The organism is Pseudovibrio sp. JE062, assembly GCF_000156235.1.
Lineage (GTDB): Bacteria > Pseudomonadota > Alphaproteobacteria > Rhizobiales > Stappiaceae > Pseudovibrio.
Genome location: NZ_DS996811.1, coordinates 375,247 through 389,270 on the forward strand (window position 1 = coordinate 375,247; position 14,024 = coordinate 389,270).

Below are 14,024 nucleotides of genomic sequence, written 5' to 3' on the forward strand. Positions count from 1 at the left end.
GAAGAGACCACCCTTGGCGGACACAAAATCCCGCGCGGGGCGCTGATCATCATTTCACCCTGGATCGTTCACCGGCATCGGTCTTACTGGCACCATCCCGACCACTTTGATCCGGACCGGTTTGAGCGCGACGACGACCCCATGACCGGGGCATACATGCCGTTTGGTATTGGGCCACGCGTGTGTGCAGGAGCTAGCTTCTCGACGGTTGAGGCCACCTCTGTGCTGGCTGGGGTGACGCGCCATTACAACTTCAAGGCAGAAAAGCCGGAGGAGGTTTTTCCGGAAACGGGAATTGCGCTGCGGTCTCAGTCTGAGATCCGATGCAAGCTCATCAAGCGCAGTCATATGACCCATTAGGGAAGCAAAACCTGCGAAAAGCCCGAAACTATCGGGTGGCGTCCCTGCCAATTATATGCATCATTCCGTAAGGGTAAGAAGGAGGAGGTTGGTATGCGTTGGATTGCTGGGCTGGTCATTGTCATTGTAGGCGCCGCTGCTGGCTACTACTGGTACTCCCTGCCGCCAGAATATCCAACAAAGTACATCATCACCGCCGACCGTATTCTGACCATGGACCCGGAGCGCCCGCAGGTGCAGGCCATTTTGGTTGATGGCAACGAAATCATGGCGTTAGGCGATGTGCGCCAGCTGGAAAATCAGGACAAAGCCAAGCTCATCCGCCTCAAAGGCACACTGATCCCCGGTCTGATTGAACCGCATACCCACCCGATTGCCGCCGCTTTGCTGGGCGCCGCCACAGACATCAGCGCCTTCAAATACGACAGCCGTTCGCAAATCATGAAGGCCCTTGAGGAATCGGCGGATGAGTACAGCCTGACCCCCTGGGTGCTGGCCTATGGCTGGGATCCGATCGCGATCAAAGACCTTTCCCCGCCAACTTTGGCAGAGCTGGACGCCATCTCTCCTGACAAACCCATGCTGGTTCTGACCCAGATGATGCATGAGGCCTACGCCAACTCAGCTGCCCTGAAAGAAGCAGGCATTGACCCAGGCCGCGGACCAATGCTGCGGGAGCTGGAGGAGATCAACCGCGTTGTTTCCGCAATTCCGGCCCCATCCGATGAGGCCGTAGAACTGCTGGTGCGCAAGAAGTATACGGACTATGCCAAGGCGGGTTACACCAGCATCGGCGTGACGGGAGCCGTGGGCCGCCACCCAAATCCGGTGGGCCTTTTGCAGCGCATAGGGCTGGAGGATAACCCGCCGGTACGGACCTATCTCTATCTAACAGAAGATCAGCTACCCAACTGGCGCTTTGGCGGCGATGATCGCTTCACCATTTTGGGCGCCAAGTTCTGGCTGGATGGCTCTCCATTCACCGGAGCTGCCGCCACCTATCACCCCTATGAAACCTCTGAGCTGGTGCTGGAACGGCTCGGCCTCTCCTCAGGCCATCACGGCGAGCTCAACATGAGCGATACGGATCTGATTGAGAAACTGCGCCAGGTGCACAAGAAGAGCGGGCAGGTGGCAATGCATGTGCAGGGCGAGCGGGCCATTGATCAGGCTCTGATGGCCATCGCCACCATTCAAGCCGAAGACCCGCGTGATGACATTCAGCACCGGCTGGAGCACAATGCACTGATCACCCGAGAGCAGATCCAATGGGCGACTAATCTGGGTGTCTCCCTTGGCTTCTTCGTGGATCACATCACCTTTTACGGCGACCAGCTGGAAGACCTGTTCGGCAGCAACCGCATGAACCGTTACATGCCTGTGCGCGATGCCAAGGATGCGGGGGCCGTGGTCACCTTCCACGGAGATCACCCCGCCACGCCCATGAACCCCATGGGCACGGTGGAAACCGCCATGTCCCGCACCTCCCAAAGCGGGAACACGGTAGTTGGGGCAGATCATGCGGTGACGCTGGAAGAAGCTCTGCAGGCGATGACTGTTGATGCAGCCCGTCAGCTGGGGCAGGAGGACACACTTGGCATGATTGCCGTGGGCATGAAGGCTGACTTCACTCTGCTCAACGGCAACCCACAAGTGATGCGCCCGGAAGGCCTGCGCCTGATCCGCCCAACCCTCACCATCCGCAACGGCCAACCCGTGGACACCCGTTTCGTCAGCTGGTTTGACCCGGAACTGGCCATCAAGGCCGTCTGGAAGATGCTGATGGGGGATGAGACGGAACCGACCAGCACTTAGGAGACAGGTTGGTTTAAGGGATAGCAGACCTCAGAGATTTTGGCTCAGCCAGTCGCATATCTTGGCAGCTGCCTCCGGCCATTGCTCGTCAAACTGAATGTAGTGGCAGGCTCCGTCGACCGCGAGGAACTCCGCTGTTTTATAGCGCTCAGCCATCACCCGCGCGGTGCTTGGCGGCACAGCCTTGTCCTCGGTTCCTGAAACAAAGAGCAGGGGGCATGTGACCTTGGCTGAGTCCACAAACGTGGTCTGATGAACGTCATACATCCAGAAGAAGAACTCAAACAGCACCCGACCGGACTCGGAGCCAAGACGTGCATGGATGTCGCGTTGCAGATGGTCCGGCAGCGTGTTGAACCCATACCTCGCCAGCAGCTCAAAATCCTGTTCCACTGCCTTTTCCCAAAAGGCGCCTGCTGATATGAGCAGCTTCCCGAGGTCTCGCTCCTCGTCCGTGGTCGGCAGAGTACCGTTCACAATGCTGCTGTTGAGAAGAACGCCTGCCTTTATAGCCCCCTCGGCTGCCAGTATCTGCGCAATCAACCCGCCGATCGAGTGGCCGACAACAACCGGAGGCTCGCCAATTTCTTCAATGGCTTTTCGTGCATCCTCCACGTAATCAGCGATGCTTAGCCCGGTGAGCTTAGCATCGCGGTCTGGTCCAGGCGGCAGGTCATGATATCGGTAAGTGAGGCTGTGGCAGGCATATCCGGCAGCCTCAAGGGACGCCCGCACATTCTCCATCGACCACGCCGCAGCGTTGGTGCCAGTCAAAAGCAGGACTGGAGGCAGAGAGCTGTTAGACATCCGAAGCTCCTAAAGAACGGGGCTCCATATAGAGCCCCACCCTCATCGCTTTATCAGCTCAGGCTCAACGAAGTGTAAGCCCGGAACTCGCAATTTAACAGCAGCATGCCGCTGCAGAGAGCAACGGCAGCTAAATCAAGTCATCAAGGCTTCTTTGTCGCCCGTAAAACCTTCGCCACAACCTGTTCAGCAAACACTTCGTGGTTCGCGACTGCTGTGCCGATCCTTGCGTCTTTGACAATGACTTCTTTTGTCCGCGCATCAATAACCGTTACCAGGCCCGACATAGAGGATGCACCAGTCCCGAAGAGGATGTCATACCCCATATTGGAAATGAAGAAGCTCTGAATTTTGACGTCAACGTTGACCCGTCTCGGACCATGCAGCTCTTTCAACTTGGTCTGTAGGGCCTTCTTTGTGACCTTAACGATTACGTCTTTATCGTAGTCAACGCCCAGAACATTGTTCAGCCCCTCAAATTTCCAATCGCCCGTCACAGTCAGCTTTGCGACCTTCACCTGGGCTTCTTCAATGTCTTTCGCCGTAATGGTCGTTTGGCAGGCTGCGAGTGTAAGCCCGAGCAGAGCGAGTACGGCTAGGTTCCGCAGGTTCTTCAGCTTCTGTGCGAAGCTATATAAGTATTTGTTTTTCATAAAGTTATGACTTCATTACATCATGGCAAATTTTGTAAGGAGCCATAGTGTCAGGAGAGGCTTGCGTCTGGGTGGTTGCAATCGCCTTCCGGTTTTCACCGGAGAGGTCACGAAGACAAACCACCGCTGCCTTCTCAAAACCGCATGATTTTTGGGCAAGCTTTATGCTTTCTTTGGAGGTTCGCGCCTAAGCTTCATCCGTGAGGTGGGCTTTATCGGGCCGCTCATCATCACGTCTGTTCTCTGGTTTGGATGAGAAAGCGTACTTTCTCTGCCAGCTGGGGTGCGCCGGGGGGAATGCAGGAAACCCTGTCGGAAGGACGGTAGATGACACAAGGAATTGGCCTTGTCATGCAAGGCGGTGGAGCTCTTGGAGCTTATGAGGTTGGTGCCCTGACCCGCATCTATCAGGCGGGATATGTGCCGGAGATCATCACCGGAACCTCCATTGGTGCCCTCAACGCTGCTGTCATCGCTGCCCCCAAGTTCGGAGACCCGATTGAAACCCTGCACGCCTTATGGGAACATCTCAGCCATGCGCCGGGCTTTGTCTGGCATTCCAGCCAGAAACTGCTGCGGGCCAGCATGGGTCACCCGCGTTTTTTCAAGCTGCATGCCCCCTCTTTTATGGCCGAGAAGCGCCCCAGCATCTACGACATCACGCCAGCGCTGGAGACCATGGAAAAGTTCATCGACTTTGAACGTCTCAACAGCCCGGAGGCGCCACGACTGGTGATCACGGCAACCAATGTGGCGACAGGGCAGATTGAGCGGTTTTCCAACCGGGATCACTACATCACCTCCAAGCACATCATGGCCAGCGGCAGCCTGCCGCCCGGCTTCCCGCCCATTCAGCTCAACGGCAGCTATTACTGGGATGGCGGGCTTTACGACAATACGCCCATCCGCTCTTTGCTGCGCATTCTGGATGATCATCAGATCTCCCATATGCCGATCTTCCTGATTGAGCTGTTCTGCCCGGAAGGCATCATTCCCACCACCGTGGAAGAAGCCGTCTACCGCATGACAGAGCTGGTGTTTGAGGACAAATTCTGGCTCATGCTGGATGGCGACAAGTCCGCTCAGCATTACTCCCACATGCTTTATGATCTGGACAAACTGGTGCCGGAAGACTCGCCCATTCGGGACTGCGAGCATTACCAGTCCCTCATGACAATGCGCGCGCTCTCTCACATCATCACCGTCAATGCAGAGCACAATGCGCTGACCGGTGTGGTGGATTTTGAACCCAAAAGCATCAACGAACGCATCAAGACCGGCTATCTGGCCGCTGATGACGCGCTGATCAAAAATGCTGATCGGATTGAGGCCATCCTCAACGAGAAGCACGAAGGCTATATGACGGAATGTACTCATTCGCACCACACGCCGGGTTCGAAGAAAAAAAAAAGAGGTGCTCATGAGTGAGATTGATGAGCGCAAGTATGACAGCGGCGCCTATGAGAACAAGTGGTTTGAAACCTCTGACGGCATCAAGCTGAACTACCGCGTCTACGGCAATGGCACCTCACAAAAGCCAGCCATCATCGCTCTGCCGGGCCTGACCCGCTGTGCCCGCGATCTGGACCCTATGGCCGCTCAGCTGAGCAAGTCCTACAAAATCTACGCGCTAAACCTGCGTGGGCGGGATCTGTCGGATTATGACCCCGACTACAGCAACTACAACACCACCGTTTACATTCGCGATATCTACGAGTTCTGGACGTTCACCGGCGAGCAACCCGTTGTTCTGCTTGGCTCCTCCCTCGGCGCACTACTGGCCATGCTGATGGTAGAAGACCACCCAGACATGCTGGCAGGCACCATCCTGAACGATCTGGGCGCCACGATCGAATTTGCAGGTATGTCGCGTATCTTCGGCTATGCCGGACAATTGGAAGATGAGGACGAACTCAGCGCCGTTGTTGAAACGGTAAAAGAGCATGTGGGCAATCAGTTTGTGAACCTGCCCGATGACAAATGGGAGCGTATGGCGCTTTCCATGTTCGGCCTGAAAGACGGCAAGTGGCACCACCGCTATGACGATAATCTGGGTGTCGCGCTCGTTGAGAACAAAGAGGCCTACCGCGATCTCTGGAAGGCCCATGAGCGGGCGGCAGAACTGGACCTGCCGATCCTTTCCATTCGTGGGGAGCTTTCTGATGTCACATCCGCTGAAACGATCCGCTCCATGAAAACCATGGCACCGCGCATGCAGGCCGTGGACATTCCTGATCGCGGTCACTGTCCAATTCTGGATGAACCAAAATGCCTTGAGGCCCTTGAAGGGTTCATGGGGCAATTTGAAAACCGTGCCTGAGCCGTACGAGAGTGGAGGCGAGCATGGCCCGCAAACATCTGGTTCTGTTGAATATGATCGGGGCACTTGCTCTGGTCATGATCGACCAGACTGTACTGGGCGTTATCCTGCCTTCGCTGCAGCGGACCTTTATGTTTGGTCCAGTGCATCTGCAATGGTCGGTCAACGCCTACCTGATCGCGCTGGCTTCCATGCTGATGTGCGGTGGTTGGCTGGGCGACAAGTTCGGTTACTTCACGTCCCTACGCATGGGCGTGGCGCTGTTCACCGCCGCCTCACTGGCCTGTGCCTATGCCCCAACGGGTGAGTTCTTCATCACCGCCCGCGTGTTTCAGGGGGCAGGAGCTGCCCTGATGCAGCCTGCCGCCACTGCGCTGGTATTCTCCGCCTATCCGGCAGATGAACGTGGCAAGGCACTGGCCCATTATGTGGGAGCCGGGCTGTTCTTCCTGGCCTGCGGGCCTTTGGTGGGCGGGCTGTTGGTGGAATTCTTCTCGTGGCGTGTTGTCTTCCTGCTCAACGTGCCCATTGGGCTGGCCGTGCTCATCATGGCCTTTGCCATTGGCAAGAGCAAAACCAACAAGGAAACGGGCAGCTTTGATTTTCAGGGCGCCATCCTGTTCGTGATGGCGCTGCTTGTTTTCACCGTGGCTGTTCAGCTGTTTGGAGATTATCGCCTGTCACTGGGCGAGGGGGTGGTCTCAGCTGGGTTTGTCGTCCTTGCCTGTTCTCTGCTGTTTGTCCGCAGGCACCGCGTGGCCCATCCGTTCATTCAGTTCTCGCTGTTTGAGAACAAGGTCTATCTGGGGTGCTGCCTGCTGTTGTTCTGCATTCCGTTTGCCCTGTTGGCGCAGGTGGTGTTTGGCGCTGTGTTCCTGCAAAACGTGCTGAGCCTGACGCCGCTTGAAGCCGGTCTCTCCATGTTGCCGGTGGTGCTGACGATTATCATCTGCGCGCAGTTTGGCGGGCGACTGGTGGGTAATATCAAGTTCCGCAATCTGGCGGTTTGCGGCAGTTTGGCCATGGGTATTGGCTTTGCAACACAGGCGCTGGTCATCCACTTCAATAATCTGTGGCTGCTGTTCCCCGGCATGATCCTCATGGGGGCAGGGCTCGGTTTTCTGATCAGTACTGTTTCAACAGAAGCACTCTCCCACGTTTCCTTGCTCGCCCGTGCCCGCGCCACGGCCCTGCTGCAAACCTGCAGGCAGGTGGGCGGTGTGTTTGGTATTGCCTGCGTGGGCGCGCTGATCAACTGGCGGGAGAAAACCATGATCTCCGCTGCTGCGGAACTGATGGAACCCAACGATGAAGACCGCGAGCTTTTGCAGTTGCTGCTCTATAAGTTCATGGGTGATCAGCCTGCAGCCGCCGCTTTGCTGCACGAACGCTGGCCGCAATCACTTTACATCCTGAAGGCCATCAGCAGCCGGGCTCTGGCGGATGCTTATATCTTCAGTGCTGTTGTTTTGTTTGGCGCGGCTGTCATGTCGCTCTGGGCCTTCAAAGGCCACACCCCACGGCAAAGGCCACAAGGCCCCGAAGGCCCACCGCCGATGAACTCCGCCAATGATTAAAGGACAGCTCCTGCCAATGGACTTGGCAGGAGCAGGACACCATCAGCTCTGCGGGATCGCGAGTGTGGCATCAATTTCAAACAGCATGCCGTCCAATGCCAGACGGTCCACCGGAATAAGCGTGCTGGCAGGCAAGTGCTCACCAAACAGCTTGGAGATCTGCTCGCCAATGGCATGGAGTTTGTCTTCTCCGTGGCCAGCCACAAGCACCTGGATCTTCACCACGTGCTCAGGCTTTCCGCCGGATGCCTCAATGGCTTTACGCAGATTGTCAAAGGCAAGCTCAGCCTGTTTGCCTACGGTTTTGCCCAGCACGTTGCCCTCTTTATCGCCGCTGAACTGACCGGAGATGTAAACTGTCTTTGCCGATGAAGGCGCAACGACAACCTGCGAAAAGCCCCATGGGCTGGTGTCCACAATGGTCGGCGGGTTGATGCGCTCCAGGCCTTCCGCCTGTGCCATACCGGCAGCAGCAATCATCAGGGTTCCAATAGATAAAGTGGCAAGTCTTTTCATAGTGAACTCATTCTGTTCTTTCACCGAAACATGCGTGGTTTCGGTTTCACAACAGGGCTTGTAAGGCCTCAAGCTAAGTTGAGGTCAACAGCAAGTCCTCGTTTTTTGCAGGGATGGAGACGCGAGTGATCCGGAGAATTGCAACCTGACGCATTGGTGCCATTTTCGTTGCATAGAGCTTTGACCCAAATTAATCGTCACAGACCAATCTCTCATTCATCTTCTTAGGCGTATGCTCTGGGCGTGACCTGAGTTATGTGCAACAGCTCATGTGAGAGACTGACGGAAACTGATTTTAAGAGCGGATTCTTGATGCATTTAAGGATATTGGCAGGTTTGGCGGGAGTTCTGGCGCTCAGCAGCTGTGAGGAGGCAAAGCCCTTGCAGCGTGAAACGCCGCAGGACGAAATCATCACAGTGCTGGATAAGCACGCCAAGGACATCCAGCGCGGCAACCCAGAAACCAGCCTGAGCGTGGCCGTTATCCGTGACGGCAAAGTCGAGTTCATCCGCCTCTATGACAAGTCCAACCGCGGCAAAACCGTAAAGGGCGCGCAAGAACCCATCTTTGAGGTCGCCTCCCTCGGCAAACCCGTCTTCGCTTATCTGACATTAAAGCTGGTGGATCTGGATATCCTGTCACTGGAACGTCCGCTTTATCAGTACGCACCAGACCTGTTTAAGAGCGCTGATCCACGCCTCAAGCGCATCACTGCCCGTATGTTGCTCTCCCACACCTCTGGCCTCACCAACTTTGACGAGAAAGACCCGCTGAAACTGCGATTTGATCCGGGCACGGAGTTCACTTACTCCGGTTCCGGTTATGCTTTGTTGCAGCAGGTTCTGGAACGGCGGACAGGGCTGAACCTTGAAACACTGGCCCGCATCCATGTGTTTGAGCCTCTTGGCATGGCTTCCACCAGCTTCCTCTGGCAGCATGCCTATAACTACCGCATCCGCTATGGCTACGACAAAGACGGAGACCGGATTACCGGCAAACGCAAACCAACGACCGGCAATGCGGCCTGGAGCCTGCACACCACGGCGGGGGATTACGCCCGCTTTCTGGCAGCGATGATGGATGAAGGTGTTGAGCCGGAAGTGAAGGAGTGGATGCTGAACAAACACAAGACCATCACGGGCAAGATCAGCTGGTCCATGGGCTGGGGCATTCAGGCGACCAAGCCCAACAGCTCCATCTGGCATTGGGGCAGCAATCCGGGCTATCGCTCTTACACGGTGGGTTACCCGGAAGAGGATCTGGGCATCGTGGTTCTTTCCAACAACGAAAAGCTGTTTGAAGGGATAGAACCGCTCATCCTGCACACAATAGGAGGGACACTGCCCTCCTATCACTGGTTCTGATCAGGCGATTTCCCGCGCTTTGGCAAGGAATGGTGACAACCGCTCCAACGCCTCGTTGAGCTGCTCATCCGTTTGCGCAAAGCACAGGCGGAACCAGCCTGGTTCTCCCACGAGGAACGCATCCCCCGGCGCAAGACCGACCTTGGCTTTTTCAATCAGCATGCGGGCATAGGCGATGGAATCTGTCACGCCGTCCACCTTGAAGTAGGCGTAAAATGCGCTTTCCGGCACCGGACAGGTCACCCCTTCATGGGCGAGCAAGCCATTGCACACCAGATCGCGTGCATGCTGATAGTTCTTCGCCATTTGCGCAACAAACTCTTCGCCCTGTTCCAGCGCCACCACGGCAGCACGCTGCGAGAACGGTGGAGCGCTGGCAATGGAGAACTCGGCGATCTTCTCGACAACCGGTGTCAGGCTTGGTGGCAACGTGAGCCAGCCCAGACGCCAGCCGGTCATGGCCCATGTTTTAGAGAAGGAGTTCACCACGATCAGGCGATCTTCCGGTTCAGACACCTCAAGGAAGGACGGCGCTGCCTTGCCGGAGTAAACCGTGCGGGCATAGACCTCATCTGAGATCAGCCAGGTCCCGCGCTCGCGCAGCACCTCCATGATCCGCGCGATCTCATCCTTTGTCAGCATGAAGCCGGTTGGGTTGGACGGGGAGTTGAGCAGAACCACCTTGGCGCCCTTCGCCGTTTCTAAAAACGCCTCCACATCCAGAGACCACTTGCCATCTTTCACTTCCAGCGCATGGGTGATCGTGTGGGCGCCCTGAAGCTTGGGGATGGAGAGCAGGTTCGGGAAGGCTGGTGTCAGCGTGACAACTGTATCGCCTTCCTCCAACACACTCTGAAAGGCCAGATTGAGCGCGTTGCCACCGGAGACGGTCACTGCAATGCGATCTACACCGATGGACTTGCCATAAAGCGCGCTCATGTAGCTTGAGATCGCCTCACGCAGATAGGGCCGTCCCAACCCTTCCGCATAAAACGTTTCGCCCGCGGCCAGAGAGCGGGCTGCTTCGTCACAAATGAATTTTGGAGTGGGGATGTTTGGTTCCCCAAACCACAAAGGAATAAGGCCCTCAACGCTCATGGCCGCATTGGCCAGCTCTCGCGTGATGGATGGAGGAACCTGAATTGCACGGCTTTCCAGCCCCTGTTTTGCTTCAATAGTCAATATGTCGCCCGTCCGCCCGGATTTGAAACAATCACCAAGCACAGCTTTGCATTCGATCCTCAAAAGACCCTAAACATCACTGTCTTGAATGCTCATCATATATCAGCAAATGGAGGTTGCGAGGCTAGAGATTTCATCAAGCGTTTGGCGAGCAAAAAAAGAGCCCGTGTAGTGTTCGCACAGGGCGGCGGCGAGGCACTACACGGGTCTTCAACGCCCGGAATTAGGGATCCGGGCTCTCGGGAGGAGGGTGCTGAAGCAACAAGAGCGGCGGTTGCTTCAACCTCTCACCATCACACTGGGATCTATGGCATTAGAGGCATATCTGTGCGAACACCCATCATTCGCAGATACACTCGGATCAACCCCAGGTGAATTACGTCTCTCTCATCGCATGCGCGATCTGGTCCATCATTGGCTTGACCAGATAAGACAGAACGGACCGGTCTTCTGTCTTGATGAACGCCTCAACCGGCATGCCCGGAATGAGAGATTTACCGTCCAGACGCTCCAGCTCATTCTCCGGAATGGCCAGCTCCGCCAGGTAGTACGTGCTGCCTGTTCTGGGGTCTTCAACCAGATCAGGCGAAATGGTTTTCAGTCGTGCTTTCAGCTCTGGTGTGGTGCGCTTGTCAAAAGCAGGCAGACGGATGGTTGCTTCTTGATCCGGGCCGATCTGGTCCACATCAACCGGCTGAACCTTGGCTTCCACGATCAGCTGATCTTCTTCCGGCACAATCTTCATCACCACTTCGCCGCCCATGACGACACCGCCAATGGTGTGAACAGCCAGATCGAACACTTTGCCGTTCTGCGGCGCTCGGATTTCTGTGCGCCGGAGTTCGTCCTGCGCAGCAATGCGCCGTTCTTCAAGCTCGGAAATCTGAGCCCGTGTCTGCTGCAGTTGCTCCAGATTGTTGGAGCGCAGTTCTTCATCAGCCTGCAGGATCATGACCCGCCGCTCGCTGATGGCTTCTTCTGAACGGGCAATCTGAGCAATGATGCCACCCAGCTCACCTTCCAAAGAGCTGCGCTCACGCTGGAAGGCCATCACGCGGGACTCGGTCACCAGCTTCTTCTTGCGCAGGGACTCAAGTCCGCCCAGCTCTGCATTGACCAGATCCACTTCTGTCTGCTTTGCATCTCGCTGGCGGATCAGACCGCCGATCTGCTTCTCAAACTGGACGATCTGGGTTTGCAGCTGCTCGCGCTTACTCAGATGATTTTTCTGCCGCGCTTCCATCATGTTGCGCTGGGTTTCTTCAATCATCATCAGATGCGCACGGTGCAGCGGGCTCTGCGCACGTTTCTTGAAGCTAATCTCTTTGCGCCCCTGAATCTCAGCGGTAAGCCGCGCTTCCTGCGCATAGAGCTCATCAAGCTGATTGGTCAAAACCGCAAGGTTGGAACGGGTGAGGGTATCATCCAGCCGCAGAACCAGATCACCAGCCTTCACGAAGTCACCGTTCTTGACGAGGATCTGGTTGATGATGCCGCCATCGCGGTGCTGCACGGTCTTGGTGCTGGTCTCCACCACGATTGTGGCCGGAGCAACAACCGCGCCGGAAATCTCAGTCACGGCGGACCATGTGCCACCGCCCAAAATCAGCAGGGCTGCAAGATAACCACCAACCCGCAAATGGCGGGAAATGCTGGCGCCGAGATCGTAGGATTTATCTGTGTTTCTAGCCATTTAACACGACCTCCTGCGGCTTGCGAAGCGGAGCGATCACCTGCTTCATGATCTTGTCTTTTGCACCCAAAGCATCTGCTTCACCCTCATTCATGACGAGGATCTGATCCACGGCAGAGGTTGCTGCCGGACGGTGCGCCACGACGATGACGATGGAGCCACGCTCGCGCATATCGTGGATCGCGTTGGTCAGCGCAGCTTCACCTTCTGCATCCAGGTTGGAGTTTGGTTCATCCAGCACGATCAGGAATGGATTGCCATAAAGCGCACGGGCCAATGCAATCCTCTGGCGCTGACCACCAGAAAGGCCATTACCTGTTGCGCCGATGACGGTGTTGTAGCCTTCCGGCAGGCTTACAATCAGGTCGTGAACGTTCGCCATGCGGGCTGCTTCAATCAGCTTGTCACTGTCTTGATCCGGCTTGAACCGCTGGATGTTCTCCGCAATGGTGCCGTCAAAGAGCTGAATGTCTTGGGGCAGATAGCCGATGAAGTCCCCCCGATCCATCGCACTCCACTGGTCCAGCTCAGCGCCATCAAAGCGAATAGAGCCTTTCAGCGGATTGGTGATGCCAACCATAGCTCTGGTCAGCGTGGATTTGCCGGAGCCTGAATGGCCGATGATGCCCAGACCGTCGCCTGCTTTCAGCTCCAGAGATACGTTTTTGACAAACGCTTCCTTGGCCGCGATCGGACCGCAGAACAGACCTTCAATTGAAACGGATTCCTGCGGAAACGGAATGGAGACACGCTGTTTTGGCTTCACCTGAGACGCGAAGATTTCCTGCAGGCGTGCGATGCCAACTCTGGCGGCGACAAACCCGCGCCAGTTGACGATGGCCATCTCAACCGGAGCCAGTGCACGGGCGGTCATGATGGACGATGCGATCATAACACCGGCGGAGACTTCCTGCTGGATCACCAGCCAGGCCCCCAGACCAAGGATACCGGATTGCAGCATGAACCGCAGGGTCTTGATCATGGTGGTGAAGATGTTGGAACGATCAGACGCTGCCCGCTGGCGGCCAAGGAAGACATCATTGTTGTCCTCCCACCGGTCGCGCAGGTGGTCAATCATGCCCATGGCCTCAATGCTTTCTGCATTGCGCCGACATGCTTCAATCAGTGTGGTCCGCTTGTTCGCTTCAACCGCTGTGTTTGCAGCCGGACGACGAGATGACAACTCGTTCAGCGCAATAAGAACACAGATGAGCAGCGCGCCAATCAGCGCGGTGGTGCCCAAAAGCGGGTGGAACAGGAACACGATGCCCAGATAAAGCGGCATCCAGGGCATATCGAAGATAGCAGATGGACCGGAGCCAGACAGAAACTGCCGGATGGAGTCCAGATCACTGACAGGTCTGGACCGCTCGCCTTCAGCACCCAGCACCAGCGGAACGCGGGTGGACGCCTCAAAGGCAAGGCCGGTCAATTGCTCATCGACATGCTGGCCAACACGCAGCAGCAGCCGGTTCCGCAGACCATCGAGAATTCCGTAGAAGATATAAAGCACAGCCACAAACAGGCTGAGAACAACAAGGGTTGGCACGGAGCTGCTGGACAAGACGCGATCATACACCTGCAGCATGAACAAAGGGCCCGTCAACATAAGCAGGTTGATCAACATGCTGATGCCACCGATACCCCAGAATGCCCGGTAGAGTTTCCGGAATGCTTCTGAAATGTAGGATGTATGTTCTTGTGATTGCTTACCCAAAATAGCCTCCAGCCCGCTG

General features: G+C 56.2%; 12 protein-coding genes. 6 read left to right on the plus strand and 6 right to left on the minus strand.

From position 1 onward, the window contains the following. Together PJE062_RS26575 and PJE062_RS18560 are read left to right on the plus strand one after the other, a co-directional pair. Nucleotides 1-360 (plus strand): cytochrome P450 (locus PJE062_RS26575; RefSeq protein ID WP_037037594.1); only part of this gene is annotated, 360 nt, incomplete at its 5' end. A 93-nt stretch (nt 361-453) separates the two neighbouring features. Then, nucleotides 454-2,175: an amidohydrolase gene (locus PJE062_RS18560; RefSeq protein WP_008550827.1), complete on the plus strand. Its 1,722-nt coding sequence runs from the start codon at nt 454-456 to the stop codon at nt 2,173-2,175. A 30-nt stretch (nt 2,176-2,205) separates the two neighbouring features. Here the strand turns inward: PJE062_RS18560 and PJE062_RS18565 are convergent, their stop codons facing one another. Then, a complete protein-coding gene (locus PJE062_RS18565) occupies nt 2,206-2,982 on the minus strand; it encodes an alpha/beta hydrolase (protein ID WP_008551009.1) in 777 nt (258 codons plus the stop codon). A 143-nt stretch (nt 2,983-3,125) separates the two neighbouring features. Beyond that, nucleotides 3,126-3,635: a hypothetical protein gene (locus tag PJE062_RS18570; RefSeq protein ID WP_008550961.1), complete on the minus strand. Its 510-nt coding sequence runs from the start codon at nt 3,633-3,635 to the stop codon at nt 3,126-3,128. A gap of 327 nt (nt 3,636-3,962) precedes the next feature. On the opposite strand from PJE062_RS18570, the gene PJE062_RS18575 reads away from it, so the two are divergent. The 3 genes from PJE062_RS18575 to PJE062_RS18585 are packed head-to-tail and all read left to right on the plus strand — an operon-like array spanning nt 3,963 to nt 7,532. Further along, nucleotides 3,963-5,063: a patatin-like phospholipase family protein gene (locus PJE062_RS18575; protein WP_008550873.1), complete on the plus strand. Its 1,101-nt coding sequence runs from the start codon at nt 3,963-3,965 to the stop codon at nt 5,061-5,063. Then, on the plus strand, nt 5,056-5,955 hold the full coding sequence (locus PJE062_RS18580) for an alpha/beta fold hydrolase (RefSeq protein ID WP_008551180.1): 900 nt from the start codon (nt 5,056-5,058) through the stop codon (nt 5,953-5,955). The genes PJE062_RS18575 and PJE062_RS18580 overlap by 8 nt, the downstream gene beginning before the upstream one ends. A 23-nt stretch (nt 5,956-5,978) precedes the next feature. Next, nucleotides 5,979-7,532: an MFS transporter gene (locus PJE062_RS18585; protein ID WP_008551061.1), complete on the plus strand. Its 1,554-nt coding sequence runs from the start codon at nt 5,979-5,981 to the stop codon at nt 7,530-7,532. Nucleotides 7,533-7,574: 42 nt separating this feature from the next. Here PJE062_RS18585 and PJE062_RS18590 read toward each other — a convergent pair whose 3' ends face one another. Then, complete coding sequence (locus PJE062_RS18590) at nt 7,575-8,048, minus strand: RidA family protein (protein ID WP_008551103.1); 474 nt, start codon at nt 8,046-8,048, stop codon at nt 7,575-7,577. Between the two features lie 381 nt (nt 8,049-8,429). Here PJE062_RS18590 and PJE062_RS18595 point away from each other — a divergent pair, with 381 nt between their 5' ends. Beyond that, nucleotides 8,430-9,413, plus strand: coding sequence for a serine hydrolase (locus tag PJE062_RS18595; protein WP_208982388.1), 984 nt, complete (start codon nt 8,430-8,432; stop codon nt 9,411-9,413). On the opposite strand, the gene PJE062_RS18600 is transcribed toward PJE062_RS18595, so the two are convergent. From PJE062_RS18600 to PJE062_RS18610, 3 genes are all read right to left on the minus strand, one after another. Beyond that, entirely contained in the window at nt 9,414-10,595 is a 1,182-nt protein-coding gene (locus PJE062_RS18600) for a pyridoxal phosphate-dependent aminotransferase (RefSeq protein WP_008551247.1), read from the minus strand. A 376-nt stretch (nt 10,596-10,971) separates the two neighbouring features. Further along, on the minus strand, nt 10,972-12,288 hold the full coding sequence (locus tag PJE062_RS18605; protein WP_008551075.1) for an HlyD family type I secretion periplasmic adaptor subunit: 1,317 nt from the start codon (nt 12,286-12,288) through the stop codon (nt 10,972-10,974). Then, nucleotides 12,281-14,024: type I secretion system permease/ATPase (locus PJE062_RS18610; RefSeq protein ID WP_208982389.1), on the minus strand; the 1,744-nt coding region annotated here is incomplete at its 5' end. The genes PJE062_RS18610 and PJE062_RS18605, both read right to left, overlap by 8 nt.